11 protein-coding genes are annotated in these 21,354 nt (G+C 70.9%); 7 read left to right on the forward strand and 4 right to left on the reverse strand.

Features of this window, described 5'->3' with window-relative positions; all coding sequences use genetic code 11:
• Window positions 1–116 precede the first annotated feature (116 nt).
• Both ACNFOC_RS30205 and ACNFOC_RS30210 read left to right on the forward strand, forming a co-directional pair.
• Window positions 117–7,265, forward strand: coding sequence for a hypothetical protein (locus ACNFOC_RS30205; protein WP_416962236.1), 7,149 nt, complete (start codon window positions 117–119; stop codon window positions 7,263–7,265).
• A gap of 37 nt (window positions 7,266–7,302) precedes the next feature.
• Window positions 7,303–8,583 (forward strand): ricin-type beta-trefoil lectin domain protein, encoded by a 1,281-nt coding sequence (locus ACNFOC_RS30210; protein ID WP_416962237.1) that lies wholly within the window; start codon window positions 7,303–7,305, stop codon window positions 8,581–8,583.
• Between the two features lie 121 nt (window positions 8,584–8,704).
• Here the strand turns inward: ACNFOC_RS30210 and relB are convergent, their stop codons facing one another.
• The 3 genes from relB to ACNFOC_RS30225 all read right to left on the reverse strand — a co-directional run bounded on the left by relB (window position 8,705) and on the right by ACNFOC_RS30225 (window position 11,492).
• Window positions 8,705–10,234: a type II toxin-antitoxin system RelB family anti-toxin gene (relB, locus tag ACNFOC_RS30215; RefSeq protein WP_416962238.1), complete on the reverse strand. Its 1,530-nt coding sequence runs from the start codon at window positions 10,232–10,234 to the stop codon at window positions 8,705–8,707.
• An 86-nt stretch (window positions 10,235–10,320) separates the two neighbouring features.
• Window positions 10,321–10,518 (reverse strand): DUF4236 domain-containing protein, encoded by a 198-nt coding sequence (locus tag ACNFOC_RS30220; RefSeq protein ID WP_416962239.1) that lies wholly within the window; start codon window positions 10,516–10,518, stop codon window positions 10,321–10,323.
• Window positions 10,519–10,583: 65 nt separating this feature from the next.
• Complete coding sequence (locus ACNFOC_RS30225; RefSeq protein ID WP_416962240.1) at window positions 10,584–11,492, reverse strand: class I SAM-dependent methyltransferase; 909 nt, start codon at window positions 11,490–11,492, stop codon at window positions 10,584–10,586.
• A gap of 353 nt (window positions 11,493–11,845) precedes the next feature.
• Between ACNFOC_RS30225 and ACNFOC_RS30230 the strand changes: the two genes are divergently transcribed.
• The 5 genes from ACNFOC_RS30230 to ACNFOC_RS30250 all read left to right on the forward strand — a co-directional run bounded on the left by ACNFOC_RS30230 (window position 11,846) and on the right by ACNFOC_RS30250 (window position 18,874).
• Entirely contained in the window at window positions 11,846–12,265 is a 420-nt protein-coding gene (locus tag ACNFOC_RS30230; protein WP_416962241.1) for a hypothetical protein, read from the forward strand.
• A 77-nt stretch (window positions 12,266–12,342) separates the two neighbouring features.
• Window positions 12,343–13,188 (forward strand): hypothetical protein, encoded by an 846-nt coding sequence (locus ACNFOC_RS30235; RefSeq protein ID WP_416962242.1) that lies wholly within the window; start codon window positions 12,343–12,345, stop codon window positions 13,186–13,188.
• 553 nt (window positions 13,189–13,741) lie between these two features.
• Entirely contained in the window at window positions 13,742–16,456 is a 2,715-nt protein-coding gene (gene acnA, locus ACNFOC_RS30240; RefSeq protein WP_416962243.1) for an aconitate hydratase AcnA, read from the forward strand.
• A gap of 145 nt (window positions 16,457–16,601) precedes the next feature.
• The gene (locus ACNFOC_RS30245; protein WP_416962244.1) at window positions 16,602–17,327 is read left to right on the forward strand and encodes a response regulator transcription factor; all 726 of its coding nucleotides are present in this window, start codon (window positions 16,602–16,604) and stop codon (window positions 17,325–17,327) included.
• Window positions 17,324–18,874 carry a sensor histidine kinase gene (locus ACNFOC_RS30250; RefSeq protein ID WP_416962245.1) on the forward strand — a complete coding sequence of 517 codons (1,551 nt, stop codon included), beginning with the start codon at window positions 17,324–17,326 and terminating at the stop codon, window positions 18,872–18,874. Before ACNFOC_RS30245 ends, ACNFOC_RS30250 begins: the two co-directional genes overlap by 4 nt.
• A 48-nt stretch (window positions 18,875–18,922) precedes the next feature.
• Here the strand turns inward: ACNFOC_RS30250 and ACNFOC_RS30255 are convergent, their stop codons facing one another.
• The gene (locus ACNFOC_RS30255) at window positions 18,923–21,190 is read right to left on the reverse strand and encodes an NEW3 domain-containing protein (RefSeq protein WP_416962246.1); all 2,268 of its coding nucleotides are present in this window, start codon (window positions 21,188–21,190) and stop codon (window positions 18,923–18,925) included.
• Window positions 21,191–21,354 lie beyond the last annotated feature (164 nt).

The raw sequence follows: 21,354 nt of genomic DNA on the forward strand, positions 1-21,354 counted from the left end.
CCCCCATCCCCACCGACTCCACCCTCACCTGGCCCACCTCCAACGCCCCGCTCGCGGCGTCCACTTCGGGGTTCGTCCGGCACTACGGGTCCCAACGGGACGGCAACGTAGGCCTGGTGCTTCCCGAGCCGCTGTCGGCGGACCTCGTGAGCGGGCTGCACCAGCAGGTGATGACGGCGCTCGGGCTGGGGAACGTGCCGGACACGCATCCGGTGCGGGAGCAGTTGCGGACGGTGGCGAGCGCCGAGACGCTGGTGCTCAACCTGCCGTATCTGCGCGGGAGTCTGGGTTTCCGGATCAGGGTGACCGTGGACGGCCGGGACCGGGACGTGGACCTGCGGATGCGGCTCGCGGACCCGAGGGAGGCGGCCCGGTACGGGGAGGCCGAGGGCGCCGTGCGGGACGTACGGGTGGAGCGGCGTGGCATCGGTTCGCAGGAGTCCGTGTCGTCGGAGGCGTCCGGCAACATCCGTACGGTGATGCTGCCTTGGACCGCGCTGTTCCCGGTGGCCCGCGCGATCCCGGTGCGCGGTGTCGATGCCGCGCTGACCCTCGCGCTGACCTTGAACCAGCTCTCGTCGAGCGCGTCGGTGACGACGGCGGTGACGTCGACGACGGCGCAGCGCAGCAACGAGCCTTCGGAGCCGTACGACTTCACCGCCCTGTGGGACGTACGGGTCGACACTCCGGCGCTGGCCGCTCCCCTCGACTGGTCGCCGGAGCAGTCGCACGGGCCGGTGACCCTCTGGTTCCCGCAGCATCTGACGCGGGACGAGGCCGGGGAGTTGCCGGCGGCGGCGGATCTGGACGAGCTGCCGATCTGGGGCGTGGACACGGTGGCGGAGCCGGGGCGGCTGCTCGCGGAGACGCTGCAACGCTTCAGGGTCCGGCTGGAGGACGTGGACAAGGACTCCCTGGCGGAGCTGGAGACGTTCCTGTCGGAGCCGTTGCTGCGGGGCACCCTGCCGATGCAGCGGGAGGGGGGCGTCTTCTCGCCGGTGCTGCTCGACACGTCGGGACGCGCGCTCGGCATGTTCCAGTTGCTGACCGAGGTGACGGTGGGCGAGCCGCAGCGGCGGAGCGTTGCCGGGAAGATCAACCTGGAGAGCCACCTCACGCAGCTGGTGAAGCTCGACGCCCAGTCGAAGTTCAGCAGCGGCGCTTCCCTGTCCGGGAGCGTCGGTCCCGCGCTCACCGGCGACCACAGCCAGGGCCACCCGGAGGCGACGCGGAAGGTCGGCGGCGGTGTGCTGGGGCGGGCCTCGGTCCAGGCCGGGACGAGCGACTCGCTGAGCCAGAGCGCCGGCGCGTCGCTGATGCACGCGGTGCGCACCAACCGCAGTCACCTGCTGGTGCCGGCCTCGGTGGAGCACACGCTGGCGTTCCACCGGCCGGGCGGCGGGCGGGAGATCTTCGAGCCGGGCGAGTGGCGAGCCGGAATGCATCTGCGGGTGATGACCGCCGAGGACGCCCGGGGCCATGCGCCGGCGGAGGAGGAACTGCGGCGGCTCCCGGCGGAGTTGGAGCATCTGCGGTCGATCGGCGCCAACGCGACACCGCTGGCCGTGACGGGCGCCGAACCGCTCTTCGTGCACGCCGAGAACTGGCTGCGCCGCGAGGGCTTCCTGCCCGCCGACGCCAACGCCCGCACCCGGGTGATGCCCGACGAGGCACTGGTGCAGGCCCAGTTGAACAACCTGCGCCGGTTCGAGCAGACCCGGTCGCAGATCGGGCTGCGGGCCGCCACGGACGCCATGCTGGACGGCGGCCACTCGCTCTTCCTGGAGATCCCGGGGGTGGGCGGCAATCGCCGGGTGCGGCTGGTGCTCAGCGCGGTGCGCGGCGAGGGCGAGAGCACGCACACCACGGTGTTGCCGGATGTGCAGGGCACCGGTCTGGCCTCGCTGTCGACGGTCGCCACCGACCAGAACGGGTCGCAGTACGGGGTGTCGTACGGCGTCGGCGGTTCGGTCGGAGGGCCGGTGCGCGGCGGCGCGTGGACTCTCGGCGGCACCGCCGACCATGTGCGCAACCACCAGGTGCAGCACGACAACAGTGTGCAGTTGTCCCTCGGGCACGACCAGCAGTTCATCGGCAGCGGGGCGGGACAGCGCAGCGAGGTGTTCGAGGTGCCGGCCGCCCTCGCGCTCGACCTGTACGAGGGACCGGGGGAGGAGGCCCTGCTGCGGTTCGCGCACCAGACGGTCGTAGAGCCGTATGTCCCGCACGGCGCTCCGGCGCCCGGTCCGGACGACCCGCCTTCGCCGCCGGACCGGGTGGCGGGGACGCTGCGGCTGTCGGTGCCGACGCTCCGTACGCTGCCCGGCGACGAGGCCGTCCCGGCGGCGCCCGCCGCGCACACCGTGCGGGCGGCCGACGACGCCGACCGCACGGCGCTCGACCTGACCGACGCGAACGGCGGCCTGCTGGACGGCGCGATACCGCTGCCCGACGACTCGATGGTGGAGGTGTTCCAGGCGTCGGCCGCGCTGGACGAGGCGTTCCGCGCGGTGCTCGGCAACACGTACCAGGGGCATCCGGCGCGCGGTCTGCTGGACGGCGTACGGGACGCGGTCGGGGGCGTGACTCCCGGGCCGGTGGCGCGCGTTGGACGTGCCGTCGGCGAGTCGCTGGCCGGCGCCGATGCCACCGACCCGACCACGGTGACGGCGGAGATGCTCAGCGCCGCCCGCAGCCCCGCAGCCCTGCTGGCCCGCGGCCACCAGGTGTTCAAGGGCGCCTATGTGATCGAGGGGCTCACCCTGCCGGGGCTCGCCGCGGACGAGGTGCTGTCGGTGGAGATCCGGGGCGCGCTGCGCCGGCCGCGGGCGTCGGGTGAGATCACGCAGTACTTCGAGACCGGGCTCAGCGCCGCCGACGGCGCCGGGCAGCAGCGCGGGGTGTCCGGCGCCGCGCAGTGGGCGGGCGGCTTCACCGCGGTCCGCAACAACTCCTCGGCCCAGACCCCGAGTTCCGACCAGGCCGCAGGCAACGACGGCGACGTCGGCGGCCTCGGCGACGGCGGCATGCAACGCCGCGCCGACGACCCGGAACAGCAACAAGACAGCTCTACGACCGGTTCCGCGCCCCGCACGGCGAGCCTCAACCCCTCGGCCCGCTACACCCGTACCACCCGCGCCGACCGGTCGCGGGCGCTCGCCTCCTCGACGGTCGTGAACCGCACCGCCACCGAGAGCGGCGCCCAGCACCGCATCACGGCCGACGCGCTCCTCCTGGTCACCTTCCGGCGCGGCACCCGCAACGCCGTGGGCAACGCGTTCGGGCAGGGCGAGGGCCGCGCCGTCACGGTGGCGGTCGAACTGCCGGACGCCGTACGGTTCCTGGCCACCCCGGCCCAACTCCGGCGCCACGCGGCCTGGTTCACGACCGTGCCCGGACTCACCGTGCCCGCAGCGGTACCGGGCTCCGTGCCGCTGCCGCGCCGCTTCGTCGCCTCCCGCGAGGTGGGCCTCGGCAGCGTCCAGGCGATGGACCAGTACATCGACGCCACCCGCACCGTGCAGCGCCCCGACCGACTGCGCCAACAACTTCTCCCCCTCATCGAGGACGAGGCCCCCGGCACCACCCGCCCGGGCCACGCGTCGTACCTCTCCGGCGTCGACACCCGTATCGCCGACCTCACCTCCACGGCGGGCCTGCGCACCCTGGCCGGGCGCGGCCCCGGCCACGTACAACGCTTCCGGTTCCGCCACGTCGGCTACGGCGGTGCCCGCCTCGTCGAGGTCACCCTCTCCGCCCAGCCGGACGCCGACGACCACGCGCTACGGCTGCTGCGCGGATACCCGGGGGCAGCGGGCTCCGGCATCGAGCAGTACCACGGCCACACCCCGTCCTCGGTGACCGACAAGACCTCCCACAGCACCCGGCACTCCGGGTTCGTCCAGTTCCAGGCCCGGTTCCCGAGGCCCACCGGCGGCCCCCGCACCGACCGGGCGGCCGCGCTGCTCAGCGCGGACACCGTGCGCGGCAACTCGGCCCGGGTGACCCGGGCCGCCGAGGACCGGCACTGGCTGCGCACCGACAACGTCGCCGACTTCGACGGCGTCCCGTACCGGATCGTCGCCACCGTACGGTCGACGCCGACCGCCGACTGGCTGGTGGACCTGCCGGGCAGTGTGTTCCAGCACGGCGTGCTCAGCCTGACCGACGCGGACACTCCGCTCGCCAATCGCATCGCCCACCTCTTCTTCGGCCGGCCGACGCGGAGCGTCACGGTGCACACCGCCGCCGCGCTGCGCTTCACCGGCAGCGAGACCGCCGAACCCGCCACGCCCGAGCCGCAGTTGACGGCGGGCCACTCGGTGCGACGGCCGACGGCGACCGGGCGACGCTTCACACCGGGCGGCCCCGCACCGGTGTTCTCCTTCGACGCGGGCACCCACCTCGCCACCGCGCTCGGCGAGGTGGCCCCGGCCCTCACCCGCTCCTGGCGCGCGCTCGCCGCCTCCGACTCCGCGGACGCAACCGCCGTACGGATCGGCGAACTCCTCCAGGCCGGCACCATCTCGCTGGACCACCCGCGCGGCCCCGCCGGCATCACCACCACGATGCCGGGTGCCTACCCGTTCCAGAGTCCTCCCGGCACCCCGCCCCGGCTCACCGTGGAGCTGTTCCGGCCGCGCCGGGAGACCGACACCGGGGACGTGACGATCGACCGGGTACGGCTCAGCACGGTCAGCGCGGGCTCCGCCTCGCACGCGGGTCTCACCGGCGGCCTCTCGGCACAGGGCGCCTTCAGCCTCCACGACTCCAACCGCCAACTCCTCGGCTTCACCGCGCCGGTCCTGGCCCGCCCGGCCCAGGACCCCGGCTCGGGCGCGGCCGTCGCGGGCACCCGCCGCGAGTGGCTCAAGCACGGCAACACCACCACCCCGGAGGGCGCGCGCGGCACCCGCAGCCACGAGATCCTCGCCGACGCCCTGATCACCGTGCACGGCCCGAACGGCACCCGGTACGTCTCCGGCACGGTCCGGCTGCGCCCCCTGGAGCGCGACCTCCTCGGCCACGGCGTCACCACCTCCCGCACCGACCCGGGCGTGTACGACGGCGCCTCCCTGACCCGCGAGGCCGCCGACGCGCAGGCACCGGGCGACCGCGCGGACGAGGTCCTGCGCAATTGGCGCACGGTCCCGCTCCGCGACCTGCCGACCCTGCTGGTCCAGGGCATCCAGGCGGACCCCGACGCACACGGCGCCGACGACATGCTCCAGCTGTGGCTCGCCACGGACGGCAGCGCCGAGCAGACGGCCCGCGCCCTGTACGCCGCTTCGGGCACGGCCGCGCTGCTACGACGGCCTGTTGAACTCGCGCTGCGTGACGGCGAGGGCGTGCGGTTCCGGCGGTTCGCGGCGGACGGGGACCCGGAGGTCACGCTGGGCGTGGAGGAACCGGGCGCGGGGCGGGAGGACGAGGAGCGGGACGACGCGGCCGACGACGCCGGTTGGACGGACGTACGGGATCAGATGCGCACGCTGGACGAGGCCGGGCAGGCGGAGGACGTCGCACGCACGCGGGAGGCCCAGCTCCAGGAGCGGGTGCCGGATGCCCAGCGCGTGCTGGACGAGACCGAGCCGCCGGTCACGGAGGCGGAGGGGGACCGGGACGACGCCCGCGCCGCCGCGAACGCCGCGGCCACCGAACTCACCGCCGCCGAGCGGGCCGTCCCGGTCGCCGAGCGCACCGATCAGGAACGGCGCGCCCGTGTCACGGAGTTGACCAGGGACCTCCAGGACCAGACCGGACGGGTGGCGGACGCGACCCGTGCGGCTGGGGAGTTCCACGACGCGGTCCGCACGGCGCAGGACGAACTGGCGGCGGCGGAGAGGGCCGTACGCGAGGCGGAGGAGGCCGCACGGCAGCGGCCCGGCAACTCGTCGGCCCAGGGCGGGAGTTCGCGTCGGGGCGAGGGCAACTCCTCCTCGGGCGGCTCCGGTTCGCCCGCCCGGCGCGAGTCGCACCGGAACCGGGCCCGTACCGCGCTGGACCAGGCACGGACCGAGGCCGCGGCAGCCGACCGCGCCGTCGACGCCGCCCGGCACGCCGCCAACGACACCCGGCGCAGGCTCGGCCTGGCCGAGGACGTGGCACGCCACGCCGCCGGCGCCCTGACCAGCGCCCGGAACAGGGTCGCGACGGCGACCGAGGCGCACGGCACGGCTCAGGCGGCGCTCACCGCCGCCACGGCACGCCACGACCAGTTGGTCGCCGCGCGGAACGAGGCCCAGGAGGCGTTCGACGCCCTCCGGCACGAGATCGCCGACTCCCTCGCCGAGCAGGCCAGGCAGGCGACCCGGCAGCGCCACGCGGAGCGGGACCTCGCCGATGTCGTCACCGTCCTGGAGGCGCGGCGAGCGGCGACGGGCGACGGCACGGCACCCCTGCCGACCGGCTCCCTGGCCGCGACCCCCGCCACCTGGCCCCGCCGCACCCACCGCCCGACACCGGCCCGCGACGACGCCGGACCGACGGCCGAACCGGCGGAGGACCCGCAGGAAGAACCCGAGGACGACCCTCAAGTGGCGCCCCAGCAACCGGAGTTCCAGCCGGCCGGAGCCGGGAACGACACCGACGGGGAATCAGAAGACGACGAGGACGACGAAGAGGACGACGAGGACGACGAGGACGGCCAGGACGGCCAGGACGGCCAGGACGGCGAAAGCGACGGCGACGAAGGCGACGGCGGTGCGAACGGCCGGCGCGGTGAAGGCTCCGGCGGCGGCCGCTACCGCCCCGTCGTGTCGCGGGAGCAGCGCCCCGAGACGTTCGCCCGTTCACTGGCCCGGCTGCTCGCCGACTCCGGCGCCGCCCCCGCGTGGGCCCGGGACCGTGACCCACACGGTGCGCTGCTCGCCTGGGTCCAGGCCGATGTGGCGGCTCATGGCGCCCCCGACGACCCGAGATTCCCGGCCCCGGGCACAGACGTGTCGACCGGCGCGCTGGCACACATCGGCGCCCTCACCGAGGAGTTGCGCGCTCAGGCGATCCTCCAGAACGGCATGGTGACCGTCGCGGAGGCCGGACTCGACGACTCCGCCCGCCTCGCACTGGTGCTGGCCAGCCCCGACACCCCCTTCTACGTGGCCACCCTGGCGGCACTGGTCGTACGGGACACCGGGCGCCCGGTCCAGGTGCTCAGCCCCGGCGACCGCGTCCAACGCTTCGGCCCGGCCGACGGCACCCCGCTGACCTTGTACTTCGACGGCAACCGGTTCTCGGTCAACCCGCCCGCCCCGGACGACGACTGACCGGTCGTCACCCGATCACCTTTCTGGAAGGAACAGCATGTCCGGCAAGAACAGCCCGCACCACCAGGCAGCGACGGGCGGGACGGAGCCCACCGCGGCCCCGGACACCACCGCGGGCGGCGCCCCCGAGACCGAAGCGGCACTCCCGCCGACCAGCGGGGAGACGACGGCCGCCCGCACCGGCGCCCCGGACACCGCGGCGGAGGCGGAAGCGGCACTCGCACCCCCCTCGCAGGCCACCGGCACAGCCCAACTCCCCACCGCGGAAGCCGTCGTAGGCACCGATGCAGGCACTGATGCAGGAACCGATGTAGGAACCGATGCGGGAACCGACGTAGGCACCGACGAAGGCGCCACCTCCGAAGCAGCTCCCGAAGCAGCCCCTGACACCCACGCCGACCCCGACGCCCACGCCGACCCCGACGCGGGCGCCGACGCCCTGGCCGGAGCGGCGGCGGCCGAATCCGGATCGGGGTCCGGCGCCGATTCCGGCGAGGGCACCGCGGCCGCGGCCCCCGCCTTCGGCCGCCCCTCCCGTGGCCTCCTCGCCGGAGCCGCGATAGCCGGCGCGCTGCTGGTCGGTGTGCCGTTCCTGGTGTCGGGTCTGCTCGGCAGGTCGAGCTCGGACTCGAAGCCGTCGGACCAAGTGGCCGACGCGGGAACCGTGTTGAACGGGGAGACGGCGGGCAGCGGTGCCGGTGCCTACGGTTCGGCCAGTCCGGACCCGACCTCGCCGAAGCCGACCCCCTCGCACACGGCCGGCGGCAAGAACAACACGGTGAAGAACGGCGCGGGAGCGGCGGCCGCCGGTTCCGGTGCCGGAGTGATCGCGGGCAGTTCCGCCCAGGCTCCCAAGAAGGCGTCCTCCGGCGGGAGTTCGAAGAAGAAGTCCACCACGACCAAGGCCACGGCCACCAAGACGGTGACCGTCGCCCCCGGTACCACCATCTACGGCCACGCCTCCAACAAGTGCATCGAGATGGTGGGTCACAAGGGCGCCGACGGTTCGCCGCTGCAGATCAACAGCTGCACCGGCAAGAACTGGCAGAAGTGGGACTTCCGTTCGGACGGCACGATCCGCTCGATGGGCCTGTGCATGGACGTCGCCTGGGGCTCGTCGGCGAACGGCGCGGTGATCCAGATCGCGGTGTGCAGCGGCAACCCGGCCCAGCAGTTCCGCCTCAACTCCAGCAACGACCTGGTGAATCCGCAGTCCAACAAGTGTGTGGACGTCAAGGACCAGAAGACCGCCAACGGCACCCGGCTCCAACTCTGGGACTGCAACGGCCAGGACAACCAGAAATGGAGCACCCGCTGAACACGGCGGTGCCGCCGCACCCGTGAAGGCACGGCGGCACCCCGGACACCCTGGACGCCCCGGACACCTTGGACACCTTGGACATCCAAGTCCCGCCCGGATGTCCCGTATCGGAGCGGAGCTAGATGTCCCGGAAGATCTCGATCTGCGCCCCGATCGAGTTGAGCCGCTCCGCCAGATCCTCATAACCGCGGTTGATGACATACACGTTCCGCAGCACGGACGTGCCCTCGGCCGCCATCATCGCGAGCAGGACGACGACCGCGGGCCGCAGCGCCGGCGGGCACATCATCTCGGCGGCCCGCCAGCGGGTCGGACCCTCGACCAACACCCGGTGCGGGTCGAGGAGTTGGAGGCGACCGCCGAGGCGGTTGAGGTCGGTCAGATAGATCGCGCGGTTGTCGTAGACCCAGTCGTGGATGAGGGTCTGCCCCTGCGCGACCGCCGCGATCGCCGCGAAGAACGGCACGTTGTCGATGTTCAGGCCGGGGAACGGCATCGGGTGGATCTTGTCGATCGGCGCCTCCAGCTTGGAGGGCCGGACCGTGAGGTCCACCAGGCGCGTACGGCCGTTGTCCGCGACGTACTCGGGCGTCCGGTCGTGGTCGAGGCCCATCTCCTCCAGGACCGCGAGCTCGATCTCCAGGAACTCGATGGGTACCCGGCGGACCGTCAGCTCCGACTCGGTGACGACGGCGGCGGCCAGCAGGCTCATCGCCTCGACCGGGTCCTCGGAGGGGGAGTAGTCCACGTCGACGTCGATGGTCGGCACGCCGTGCACGGTGAGCGTGGTGGTGCCGATGCCCTCGACCCGTACGCCGAGCGCCTCCAGGAAGAAACAGAGGTCCTGGACCATGTAGTTGGAGGACGCGTTGCGGATGACCGTGGCGCCGTCGTGGCGGGCGGCGGCGAGCAGCGCGTTCTCGGTGACGGTGTCGCCGCGCTCGGTCAGCACGATCGGGCGGTCGGGGGAGACGGACCGGTCGACCCGCGCGTGGTACAGCCCCTCGGTCGCGGCGATGTCGAGGCCGAAGCGGCGCAGCGCGATCATGTGCGGCTCGATCGTGCGCGTACCGAGGTCGCAACCGCCCGCGTACGGCAGCTTGAAGCTGTCCATGCGGTGCAGCAGCGGGCCGAGGAACATGATGATCGAGCGCGTGCGCTTGGCCGCCTCCGCGTCGATCGCGGCCATCTCCAGCTCGGCCGGCGGCACGATCTCCAGGTCGACGCCGTCGTTGATCCAGCGGGTACGGACGCCGATCGAGCCGAGTACCTCCAGAAGGCGGTACACCTCCTCGATCCGCGCGACCCGGCGCAGCACTGTGCGCCCCTTGTTGAGGAGCGAGGCGCACAGCAGCGCCACGCACGCGTTCTTGCTGGTCTTCACATCGATCGCACCGGACAGCCGACGGCCGCCGACCACCCGCAGATGCATCGGACCGGCGTAGCCCAGAGAGACGATCTCGCTGTCCAGTGCTTCACCGATTCGAGCGATCATCTCAAGGCTGATGTTTTGGTTGCCGCGCTCGATGCGATTGACGGCGCTCTGACTGGTGCCGAGCGCCTCGGCAAGCTGCGTCTGTGTCCAGCCCCTATGTTGCCGGGCGTCACGGATGAGCTTGCCGATACGTACGAGGTAGTCGTCTGCCATGAGGCCGAGGTTATCTCAGATATGAGATGGCGCCTCTTGGGGGGTCCGTTCGGGTGACGACCGGTCAGCGGTGCTGTCGGTTGCCGTCAGTCGTCCTTCTTGGTGCGCGTCTTGCGCCACCCGAAGGGCCCAGGCAGGTTCATCGATGTCGTACGGCGCCCCGAGGTGCTGCGCGTGTAGCGCGGGCCTTGCTTGCCCCCTGTCGTGAACGACATGGACCCCTTGTTGATGTTCAGTCGCAGCCAAGGAAGGATCCGGAAGCTCTTGCGGAACGTGAGCGGCATACCCGCCCCCTTTCGTCCCGCACCGGGTACCCCGAAGACGCGCGGATATGGCGGCGGGTCGAAGCTCACTCCGCCCCGCTGCCTTCGAGTTGGAAGTGCCAGACCACGGCGACCGGGGATTCGTCCAGGGCGGCGGCGGACGCTTCGGGACACCGGTGCAGGAGGTCCCAGGACATATGGGTGGGCAACGGGTCCGGGGCGGCGCCGGCATCGAGGGAGCGGCGCGGGCGGCGGGGCTCCTCGCAGTGCCGGACCTGGAACCCGAGGGGGAGGGCGGCCGAGAGGTAGGCGCTGAGCGGGCGATGGTGTTCGGTCAGCAGAGTAGGGCGGCCGTCCGGGCCGGGGCGGCGGGGGAGAGTGGGACTGAGGTAGGGCACGAGGAAGTGCGCGTCCGAGATGACGAGGTGCCCGCCGGGGCGCAGCACGCGCGCGAACTCGGCCAGCACGGCCGCCAGATCGGGGACGTGGGTCAGCGCCAGCGCGCAGACGACGGTGTCAACCGCACCGTCGGGAAGCGGCAGTTGATGCAGATCGCCCTCGCGGAGATCGACCTCCGGCAGCCGCTCGCGTGCCCGCGCGAGCATGTCCGGCGAGGCGTCGCAGCCGGTCACCCGATGGCCGAGCCGGTGCAGATAGGCCGTGTGCCGACCGGTGCCGCAGGCCGCGTCCAGCGCCGCGCCGACCGGCAGGCCGTCCAGGATGCGCCGGACGACGGGCTGCTCGACGTCGATCATCGTGTTGCCGGGGGCGTCGTAGTGCGGTGCCCAGTCCTCATAGACATCGGCCGTGCTGATCGCGCCCGGTATCGCGGTGACGCCCTCCGTATCGGCTAGCTCCGGGGTGTCCAGCAGCCTGCGGATCTCGGCGATCCGGTCCTCGACGAAGGCCTGGTCGGCGCTTCTTTCTCTGAAGCCACGCAGCAGGGCGGCACCCTCAAGTCCCAGCAGATAACCGAGCGGGCTCAGATAGGTCATTCCGGGGACGGTACGGGCCCGCGACGCGTCGGCTCCAGCGGTTTTCTCGGCGCGCGGTATCGGGCTATGGGGAGCCCGCCCCTCCGGGCTGTGACCTGCGACATGTCACGGAGGTCGGATGAGCATGACAGCCGCTGGGGGTGTCGGGAGGATGAGTCGACGCCAGCGGGCCCGTCGGTCCGGCAGCGGCACGAAGCACGACCACTGCCGACGGCGTGGTTCTGGCCCCGCAGCCCGGGGCAGTGCGCCGGCCGACCGTGGCTCACATGCACGAGGCGGACGTCGGGGCACCGGATGTACCCGGGACACGAAGAGAGAACACCCGACAACACACAACCGCGAGCAGGAGACTCATGAGAATACGGTCCATTGCGCGAGTGGCGACGGCGGTCGGTTCGGTGGGGGCGATCGTGCTGGGAGGGATCCTGGCCGGTTCGCCGGCCTCGGCCGACGTCAACTGCGTTGCCGGCTACCACTGCGTCATGAAGGACGACCTCTACGACGACCAGTACCACGACTATTTCAACTCCGACTCCAACTTCACGAACGACTCGTTCAGCAACGGCGGAGGCGTGGTCAACGACAACGTCAGCGCGGCGAGCAACTACTCGACCGGCAACTACGAGAGCCACTTCTACGTGGACATCAACTACGGGACGTTTCTGTTCTGCGTGAACCCTGGCAGCGAGACGGGAACGTATCTCCCGGCGTCCATGAACGACAGGGCGAGCTCGCTGCTCCTCAGGGGAAGAACCACCATTTCATGCTTCTGACCTCCGTCAGAAGGAAGGACCTCGGCGGCCGTCTGCCGCCGAGGCTCCTTGCCGCAGCGCTCCTGTTGCCGGCGGTCGTGGCGCTGAGCGCGGCATGCGCTCCCGCCTCGCACCCCGCCCCCGCTCCGCGCGCGATTGCACCCCATCTGCTTCCGCCGATCTATGCCGAGGTCTACGGCACCGCCAAGGCGGACAGAGCGATCAGCAGGGCGCAGTGGACGCTCATTTCGCGGTGCATGAAGGAGAAGGGGTTCACTTACCGATCGGACGACCCGGCCGAGGCCGGAGCCGAGGACCGCCCTAAGCCGTTCGGGCTGGAATCCCTCGAACAGCCCGTCGCGACACAGCAGAAGCCGGGCGTCGAGAAACCCGGCAGCGTGGGCAAGGACTACGTGCGGGCCCTCTACGGTGACGAATCCGACCGCATCACGGCCAAGGGCACGGCGATGAAGGTGAGCCGGCCCGCGAAGGGATGCCAGGCACAGGCCGAGGTCCACCTGCTCGGTGAGAAGAACCGGTTGCGGTGGATGAAGACACGTATCGGGCTGTACGAGGCGGAACTGGAAGCGCAGAGCCGACTCCAGAAGGCGCCGACGTACACATCGCTGAACGCCGACTGGCGGACGTGCATGAAACGCGCGGGGTTCGAGTTCCGTGAGCCGATGCAGGTACTGGAAAAGCTCCCGGCGAAGGCGACATTCAGTGCCGAGCCGTCTGCCAGGGCCGACGTGGCCTGTAAGGGGAAGACCGACTACCTGCGCTCGGCCTACACCGGTCTCGCCGCGGCCCAGCGCAAGGTGCTCGAGAAGAGCCCGGGCCTCCTCACCACATGGAAGACGCTGCTGCGGCGACAGTACGAAATCGCCCGACAAGTCCTGGCGGAACCGAGCCCGACCCCGGCTGTCGCCCGTCCCGCTGGATGAGTACGGCGGCGTGACTGTCGTCGAGGATGCCGTGGTCCGGCGGGACACCTGGAACACCGGCTGCCCGAACCGTGCCGGGCGGGCGTGGACTGGAGCGGGTTCGCGGCGTCGGCACGGAGAGCTCGCGTCCCCCAGCGGTGAGCCCGTGACATTGCGCTGCCCCCGGTAGGAAGGAATGGTCCGTGACGGCTTCCGCGACCAACGCCTACGAGGTACAGCGGAGCTACGAAGGGTCAGCCGGCGGTGCCCGCGGAAGACTGGGACACGACACCGTTCGCCCACGGACGACTGGGACGCCGACCCATTTGCCCAGGCAAGACCGAGGCTGCCCAGGGTTCACTGAGACAGCACGATGGGTCCGGGCATGACCAGCCCGCCCCCATGTACTAGAGTTATCTCGACATCGAGATATCTGCCGAGGTGCACCGCAGCCGCACACTCCGCCGATCCCGGCAGTAAGGCTTACCTAACTTAGCCTTACCTTAGCGGATCGGCCAAGACGTCGTAGCGGCAGGATGCGGTGGGAACGCGCACATCAATGAAGGAGACTGTCGTGTCGGCGAACAGCTTCGACGCCCGCAGCACGCTGCAGGTGGGCGACGAGTCGTACGAGATCTTCCGCCTGGACAAGGTGGAGGGCTCGGCCCGGCTCCCCTACAGCCTTAAGGTCCTGCTGGAGAATCTGCTCCGCACCGAGGACGGCGCGAACATCACCGCCGACCACATCCGCGCCCTCGGCACCTGGGACTCGCAGGCCCAGCCGTCGCAGGAGATCCAGTTCACGCCGGCCCGTGTGATCATGCAGGACTTCACCGGCGTGCCCTGCGTGGTGGACCTCGCGACCATGCGTGAGGCCGTGAAGGAGCTGGGCGGCGACCCGGCGAAGATCAACCCCCTCGCGCCGGCCGAGCTGGTCATCGACCACTCCGTCATCGCCGACAAGTTCGGCACGCACGAGGCCTTCGCGCAGAACGTCGAGCTGGAGTACGGCCGCAACCGCGAGCGCTACCAGTTCCTGCGCTGGGGCCAGACCGCGTTCGACGAGTTCAAGGTCGTCCCGCCGGGCACCGGCATCGTCCACCAGGTCAACATCGAGCACCTGGCGCGCACGGTCATGGTCCGCAACGGCCAGGCGTACCCCGACACCCTCGTCGGCACCGACTCGCACACCACGATGGTCAACGGCCTCGGTGTGCTGGGCTGGGGCGTCGGCGGCATCGAGGCCGAGGCCGCGATGCTCGGCCAGCCGGTCTCGATGCTCATCCCGCGCGTCGTCGGCTTCAAGCTCACCGGCGAGCTGACCCCGGGCACCACCGCCACGGACCTCGTGCTCACCATCACCGAGATGCTCCGCAAGCACGGCGTCGTCGGCAAGTTCGTCGAGTTCTACGGCGAGGGCGTCGCCGCCACCTCCCTCGCGAACCGCGCCACCATCGGCAACATGTCGCCGGAGTTCGGTTCCACCGCCGCGATCTTCCCGATCGACGACGAGACCCTGAAGTACCTGCGTCTGACCGGCCGCAGCGACCAGCAGGTCGCGCTCGTCGAGTCGTACGCCAAGGAGCAGGGCCTCTGGCTGGACCCGGCCGCCGAGCCCGACTTCTCCGAGAAGCTGGAGCTGGACCTCTCCACGGTCGTCCCGTCGATCGCAGGACCGAAGCGCCCGCAGGACCGCATCGTCCTCGCGAACGCCTCCGAGCAGTTCAAGAGCGACGTACGCAACTACGTCGCCGACGACGACGAGGCGGGCAAGGAGTCCTTCCCGGCCTCCGACTCCCCGGCCGCCAGCAACGGTGTGCCGAGCAACCCCGTCACGGTGACCGCCCCGGACGGCTCGACCTACGAGCTCGACCACGGCGCGGTGACGGTCGCGGCCATCACCTCCTGCACCAACACCTCGAACCCGTACGTCATGGTCGCCGCCGCGCTCGTCGCGAAGAAGGCCGTGGAGAAGGGTCTGACGCGGAAGCCCTGGGTCAAGACCACCCTCGCGCCCGGCTCCAAGGTCGTCACCGACTACTTCGACAAGGCGGGCCTCACCCCCTACCTCGACAAGGTCGGCTTCAACCTCGTCGGCTACGGCTGCACCACCTGCATCGGCAACTCCGGCCCGCTGCCGGAGGAGGTCTCCAAGGCCGTCAACGACCATGACCTGGCCGTGACTTCGGTGCTCTCCGGCAACCGCAACTTCGAGGGCCGGATCAACCCCGACGTCAAGATGAACTACCTGGCGTCCCCGCCGCTGGTCGTCGCGTACGCCCTCGCCGGTTCCATGAAGGTGGACATCACCAAGGACGCGCTCGGTGTCGACCAGGACGGCAAGCCGGTCTACCTCGAGGACATCTGGCCGACCGAGGCCGAGGTCAACGACGTCGTCGCCAACTCCATCGGCGAGGACATGTTCAACAAGTCCTACGCCGACGTCTTCGCGGGCGACGCCCAGTGGCAGGCGCTGCCCATCCCGGAGGGCAACACCTTCGAGTGGGACGCGCAGTCGACCTACGTCCGCAAGCCCCCGTACTTCGAGGGCATGACGATGGAGACCACCCCGGTCTCCGACATCGACGGCGCCCGCGTCCTCGCCAAGCTCGGCGACTCGGTGACGACGGACCACATCTCGCCCGCCGGTGCCATCAAGGCCGACACCCCGGCCGGCAAGTACCTCACCGAGCACGGCATCGAGCGGCGTGACTTCAACTCCTACGGCTCGCGCCGGGGCAACCACGAGGTCATGATCCGTGGCACCTTCGCCAACATCCGCCTGCGCAACCAGGTCGCGCCGGGCACCGAGGGCGGCTTCACCCGCGACTTCACGCAGGCCGACGGCCCCGTCTCCTTCATCTACGACGCCTCGCGCAACTACATCGAGCAGGGCATCCCGCTGGTCATCCTGGCCGGCAAGGAGTACGGCTCCGGCTCGTCCCGCGACTGGGCCGCCAAGGGCACCGCGCTCCTCGGCGTCAAGGCCGTCATCGCCGAGTCGTACGAGCGCATCCACCGCTCGAACCTCATCGGCATGGGCGTCATCCCGCTCCAGTACCCGGCGGGCCAGTCCGCCGAGTCCCTCGGTCTGACCGGGGAGGAGTCCTTCTCCGTCGCCGGCATCACCGAGCTGAACGACGGCACCACCCCGAGCACGGTCAAGGTCACCACCGACACCGGCGTGGAGTTCGACGCGGTCGTCCGCATCGACACCCCCGGCGAGGCCGACTACTACCGCAACGGCGGCATCCTCCAGTACGTCCTGCGCAACCTGATCCGCAACTAGCGGCTCCGGTACGGCAGTTGAGGGCCGCACCCCCGGCGACGGGGGTGCGGCCCTCCGCGTTCGCCCGCCGCCCGTCCGCGCAGGTCATCGCCAGCGCTCAGGTGGAACACAGGGTTCCCCCAGCAGGCCGGGACAGAATCGGGACATGACTGGCACATCGGGGTCCCGCGGCAGCCGAGTACGCGTGCTCATCGTCGACGACGAGCCCGCGCTCACCGAGCTGCTCTCCGTCGCGGTCACCGAGGCCGGCTGGCGGCCCTACCCCGCGCCGGACGGGCACAGCGCGCTGCGCATCGCCCGCGCCTGCGCCCCGCACGCCGTCGTCCTGGACGGCATGCTGCCCGACCTGGACGGCGTACAGGTGCTGCGCAGGCTCCGGTACGAGAACCCCAGGCTGCCCGTCCTGATGCTCACCGCCCGCGACGCGATCGAGCACCGCCTCGACGGCCTCGAAGCGGGCGCCGACGACTACGTCACCAAGCCCTTCTCCCTGGAGGAGGTCGTGCTGCGGCTGCGCGGACTGCTGCGCCGGGCGGGCGGCGAACGGACCCCGGCCGACGACTCCGTACGGGTACTCGGCGATCTCGTCCTGACCGGCGAGACCCGCGAGGTACGGCGCGCCGGTGAGCCGGTCCAGCTCACCGCCAAGGAGTTCGACCTGCTCACCCTGTTCCTCGACCATCCCCGCCAGGTGCTGAGCAAGGCACAGATCCTCGACCAGGTGTGGAGCAGCTGCTTCGACGGCGGCGGCAACCTCGTCGAGGTCTACATCTCCAGTCTCCGCCGGAAGATAGACCGGGGCCGCGCTCCGATGATCCACACCGTGCGCGGGATGGGATACGCCCTACGGCCCGTGGAGGACGCCAGATGAACCTCCGAACCCGCAACCTCCGTATCCGCAACCGAGGCCGCCTGCACGGCCGTTCACTGCGCACCCGCCTCCTGCTCTTCATCAGCGCGACCCTCGTAGTTGTGTGCGCCGCCATGGCCCTCACCACCGTGTTCGTCCAACGCGCCTATCTGCTGGGCGACTTGGACGACCGGGTCGGCAACGCCGCCGAACGCAGCCTGGGCGGGGCCCAGCATCATCCGGCTGCCACCGGGGACCTCGGGTTCCTCATGGAGAACGGCCACGCCGTCGGCACGCTCGCCGCACGGTTCGACGCAAACGGCTCGATCATCGCCGCGGCCGTCGTCAGGCAGGACGCCCCGCCCCAGAACCTCACCACCGCCCAGCGCACGGCCCTCGCGGGCATCACCGCCGACAGTGCGATGCACACCCGGACCGTGCCCGGCCTCGGCACCTACCGGCTCACAGCCCTCAACACCGACGGCGTCCGGGTCCTCACCGGCCTCCCTATGGACGACGTACAGGACATGATCAGCGGTCTGGTGGCGGTCGAGGCGGCCGTCGCCCTCGCCGGACTGACCGTGGCGGGCTGCCTGTGCGCGGTCGTCATACGTCGGCAGCTACGGCCGCTGGACCGGGTCGCCGCCACCGCGGTCGAGGTCTCCCGCTCGCAGCTCGGCCACGGCGAGGTCACCGCGCTCACCCGGGTGCCCGAGCGGGACACCGACCCCGGCAGCGAGGCCGGCCAGGTCGGCGCCGCGCTCAACCGCATGATCGACCACGTCGAGTCCTCGCTCGCCGAACGCCAGCGCAGCGAGGAGCAGATGCGCCGCAGCGAGGAACGCATGCGCCGCTTCCTCGCCGACGCCAGCCATGAACTCCGCACCCCGCTGGCCTCCATCGCGGGCTACGCCGAGCTGATGAACCGCGGCACCGACCGCATCGAACCAGGTCTCGCCTGGCGCCGGGTCACCGCGGAGTCGGCGCGCATGACGGGCCTAGTGGAGGACCTCCTGCTGCTCGCCCGGCTCGACGAGGGCAGGCCGTTGCAGTCCGCCGAGGTGGACCTCGCGGCGCTGCTCGCCGAGGCGGTGTGGGACGCGCGCGCCGCGGGCACCGGCCACGAGTGGCAGCTCCAACTGTCCCTGGACGCCCCGGCCCTGGTCGTCGGCGACGAGGCCCGCCTGCACCAGGTGTTGGCCAACCTGTTGGCCAACGCCCGTATGCACACACCTGTTGGCACGACGGTCACCGCGAGCGTCGAGGCCACCGCCGGCCACACCGTCGTCATCCGGGTACGCGACGACGGCCCCGGCATCCCCCCGGCCCTCCTCCCCACGGTCTTCGAACGCTTCACCCGCGCCGACGCCTCCCGCGCCCGCGCCGGCGGCAAGGAGGGCGGCTCCGGCCTCGGCCTGGCCATCGCGACGGCGATCACGGGAGCCCACGGCGGCCGCATCGACGTCACCAGCGTCCCGGGCCGCACGGAGTTCACCATCGAACTCCCGGCGGCCGCCGAACTCCCGCCCGCCGAACCGGCGATGCACGCCCGCACGGCGCCGGTCTAGGACCGCACCGGGCGCCGTACGGACACCGTCGCCGTTGTCGCCGTAGACCTACGGCGTGGTCGTGAACGCGTCGAAGTCGGCCTCGCCGGTGGTGCCCGAGGCGTGTGAGGTCTGGGTGAGGCCGACGTCCTGGGTGGCCGCGGCGGTGGGGACGTCGATGGTGCCGACCAGGTTCCAAGTGGCGTTGTCGGTCGAGTAGTAGCCGCTGTACGAGGTGCCGTCGCGGACGAGCTTCAGCCACGAGGGGTAGGCGGCGGTACCGGCGGAGTCCTGCGAGTCGAGCTTTCCGTCGCCGTCGCTGTCCCAGTCGAGCAGATAGCCGTTGCCCGGGGTCGCGACGAGGGCCACATACCCGGGAGACGTGTCGGACTCGGTGATGTCGTTGCGGACCATGATCCCGGCCTTCGCCCAAACATCGGTGTCCGACTGCGAGTTGAGCTTCACGGTCGTCACCGAACCGTCGTGCTCGGCTCCCGGCAGATAGATCGAGCCGTATTCGTTGGTGCCGTTGTACAGGTCCGCGCCCTGCGCCCGGATACCGAGTTGGGTGCCGGACTCGCTGAAGCTCGCCGTGGTTGAGGCGAACGTCCGGTATGGCGCGGTGACTTGGTGGTTGACGGTGATCGTGTCACCGGCCGCGAGCCGGGTCCTCCCGGCCGACCGGAAGCGGTAACTCGCCGTCCCCTGGAAGTCGTTGGAGGCGAAGAGCTTCGAGGAGGAGGGGATGGACACGGAGTACGTGACCTTCAGCGCGTGACCGCCGTGGACCGTCCGGGCCCGGGTCACGTCACGCGTGGTGATCTTCGTGCCGGTCGGCCCGGTGAGGGTCAGGTCGGCATCGGTGATCGACCGCGACCCGTTGTCGGACAGCACCGCGGAGACGGTACGCGTGGTGCTGTCGCTCGACGCGGGCGCCCAGTTGAGCCCGAACGAGACGTCCGGAGCCGCGCCGGTCACAGTGCGGTGGGTGCCGTGGACCCGGTACAGGACCACACCGTGCGCGGGCACATTGGCGGCGATGCGTCCCGCGGACTCGGTCAGCCGCTTGCTCCACAGATCCCGCAGGGCGTAGTCACGCGCCGCGGGCAGCCCCAACGCGGAAGCGGTAGTGGCGACTTCGCGGGGAGCCGACCCGGTGTTGAACAGACCGACCACGACATCCCCGTCGGCCTCGGTCTTGGCGAACACCTGCGAGTTCGCGTCCGAGGAGATCCGCTTGGCGTCGATGCCGTCCTGGTCGACCGCGAGAACGTCGGTGTTCTTCAGCAACGCGAGGTCGGCGGGGTCGAGATGGGTCAAGTCGGTGCCGAGGATGAGCGGCGAGGCGGCCAGCGACCACAAGCTCATCTGGGTCCTACGCTCGTCGGGGGTGAGGCCATTGTTCGCGCCGTTCCCGATTTCGAGGGAGTCGTAGTCGTTGTAACCGCCGGGCCCGCCGTACGGCGCCCACGCGGCGACCTGGTCGAAGCGCGAGGCGATGGACGCCCAGGTGGTCAGGGGGTAACTGCTGTCGTCCGGGCCGCAGTAGCACTCGATGTCGCCGCCGGTGCGCCAGCCGTTGGAGAGCTTCTTCCAGGTGGCGGCGTTGTTGATGTCCAGGTTGTTGGACAGCTCCAGATGGATCGGCCGACCGGTGTGCCGCAGCGCGTCCGACCAGGCCTGGACGTCCTGTTGGTCGGACGTGCCGACACCGTCGATCTTGAGATAGTCGATGCCCCACCCGGCGAACTGCCCGGCCCACGAGTCGATGAAAGTCTGCGCACCGGGCTTGGCGTAGTCGATGCCCACCATGCCGCCGCAGTTGTAGTTGCTCTCCGTCGTCGAGGTGGCGATGTCCCGTGCGTGGTAGACGGTCCCCTCGATCGCGGTGTTCTTGGCGACCGCCTGCCGGGAGATGCCGGGCGTGACGTACAGGCCGAACTTCAGCCCCAGGGAGTGGACATAGTCGGCGACGACCTGAACGCCGTTCTCACCGCCGCGCGGCGGGAACTTGACGGGGTCGGTGACCCAGCGGCCGTACTCGTCGACGTCCGGCCCCTGGCTGCCCGGGCACTGGTACCAGAAGTCGTCGACGTTGGCGTAGACGAACCCGTTCTTCGCGAGCCCGCTGTCCTTGAGTGCCTTCGCCTGCGCCTCGATCGTCCGAGCGGTCGGATCACGGCGCACGAAGCTCCAACTGCTCCATCCCAGCACGGGTTTGAGCCCGACACCGTTGTCATCGGCCCGCGCGGACTGGCCGCCGGTCGTGGTGATGCCCATGGTGAGCAGCAGCGCTCCGGTGAACGCGGCCAGTACACCCCGGATCCGTCTGCTCATGAGCTGTTCCTCCATCGCAACGCCCACTCGACTCAGAAAACGCCAAGAACCAACCCCGTGAACGCGACAAGTGAACAGGATCGAACGCCAGCCACCACATAGCGCGTTTGGCCAAAACTGGGTCAAGTCTGTGGGGCCACTGTGGCGCCATCCGTTGGAAGTCC

Source organism: Streptomyces colwelliae (genome assembly GCF_048158785.1).
GTDB lineage: Bacteria > Actinomycetota > Actinomycetes > Streptomycetales > Streptomycetaceae > Streptomyces.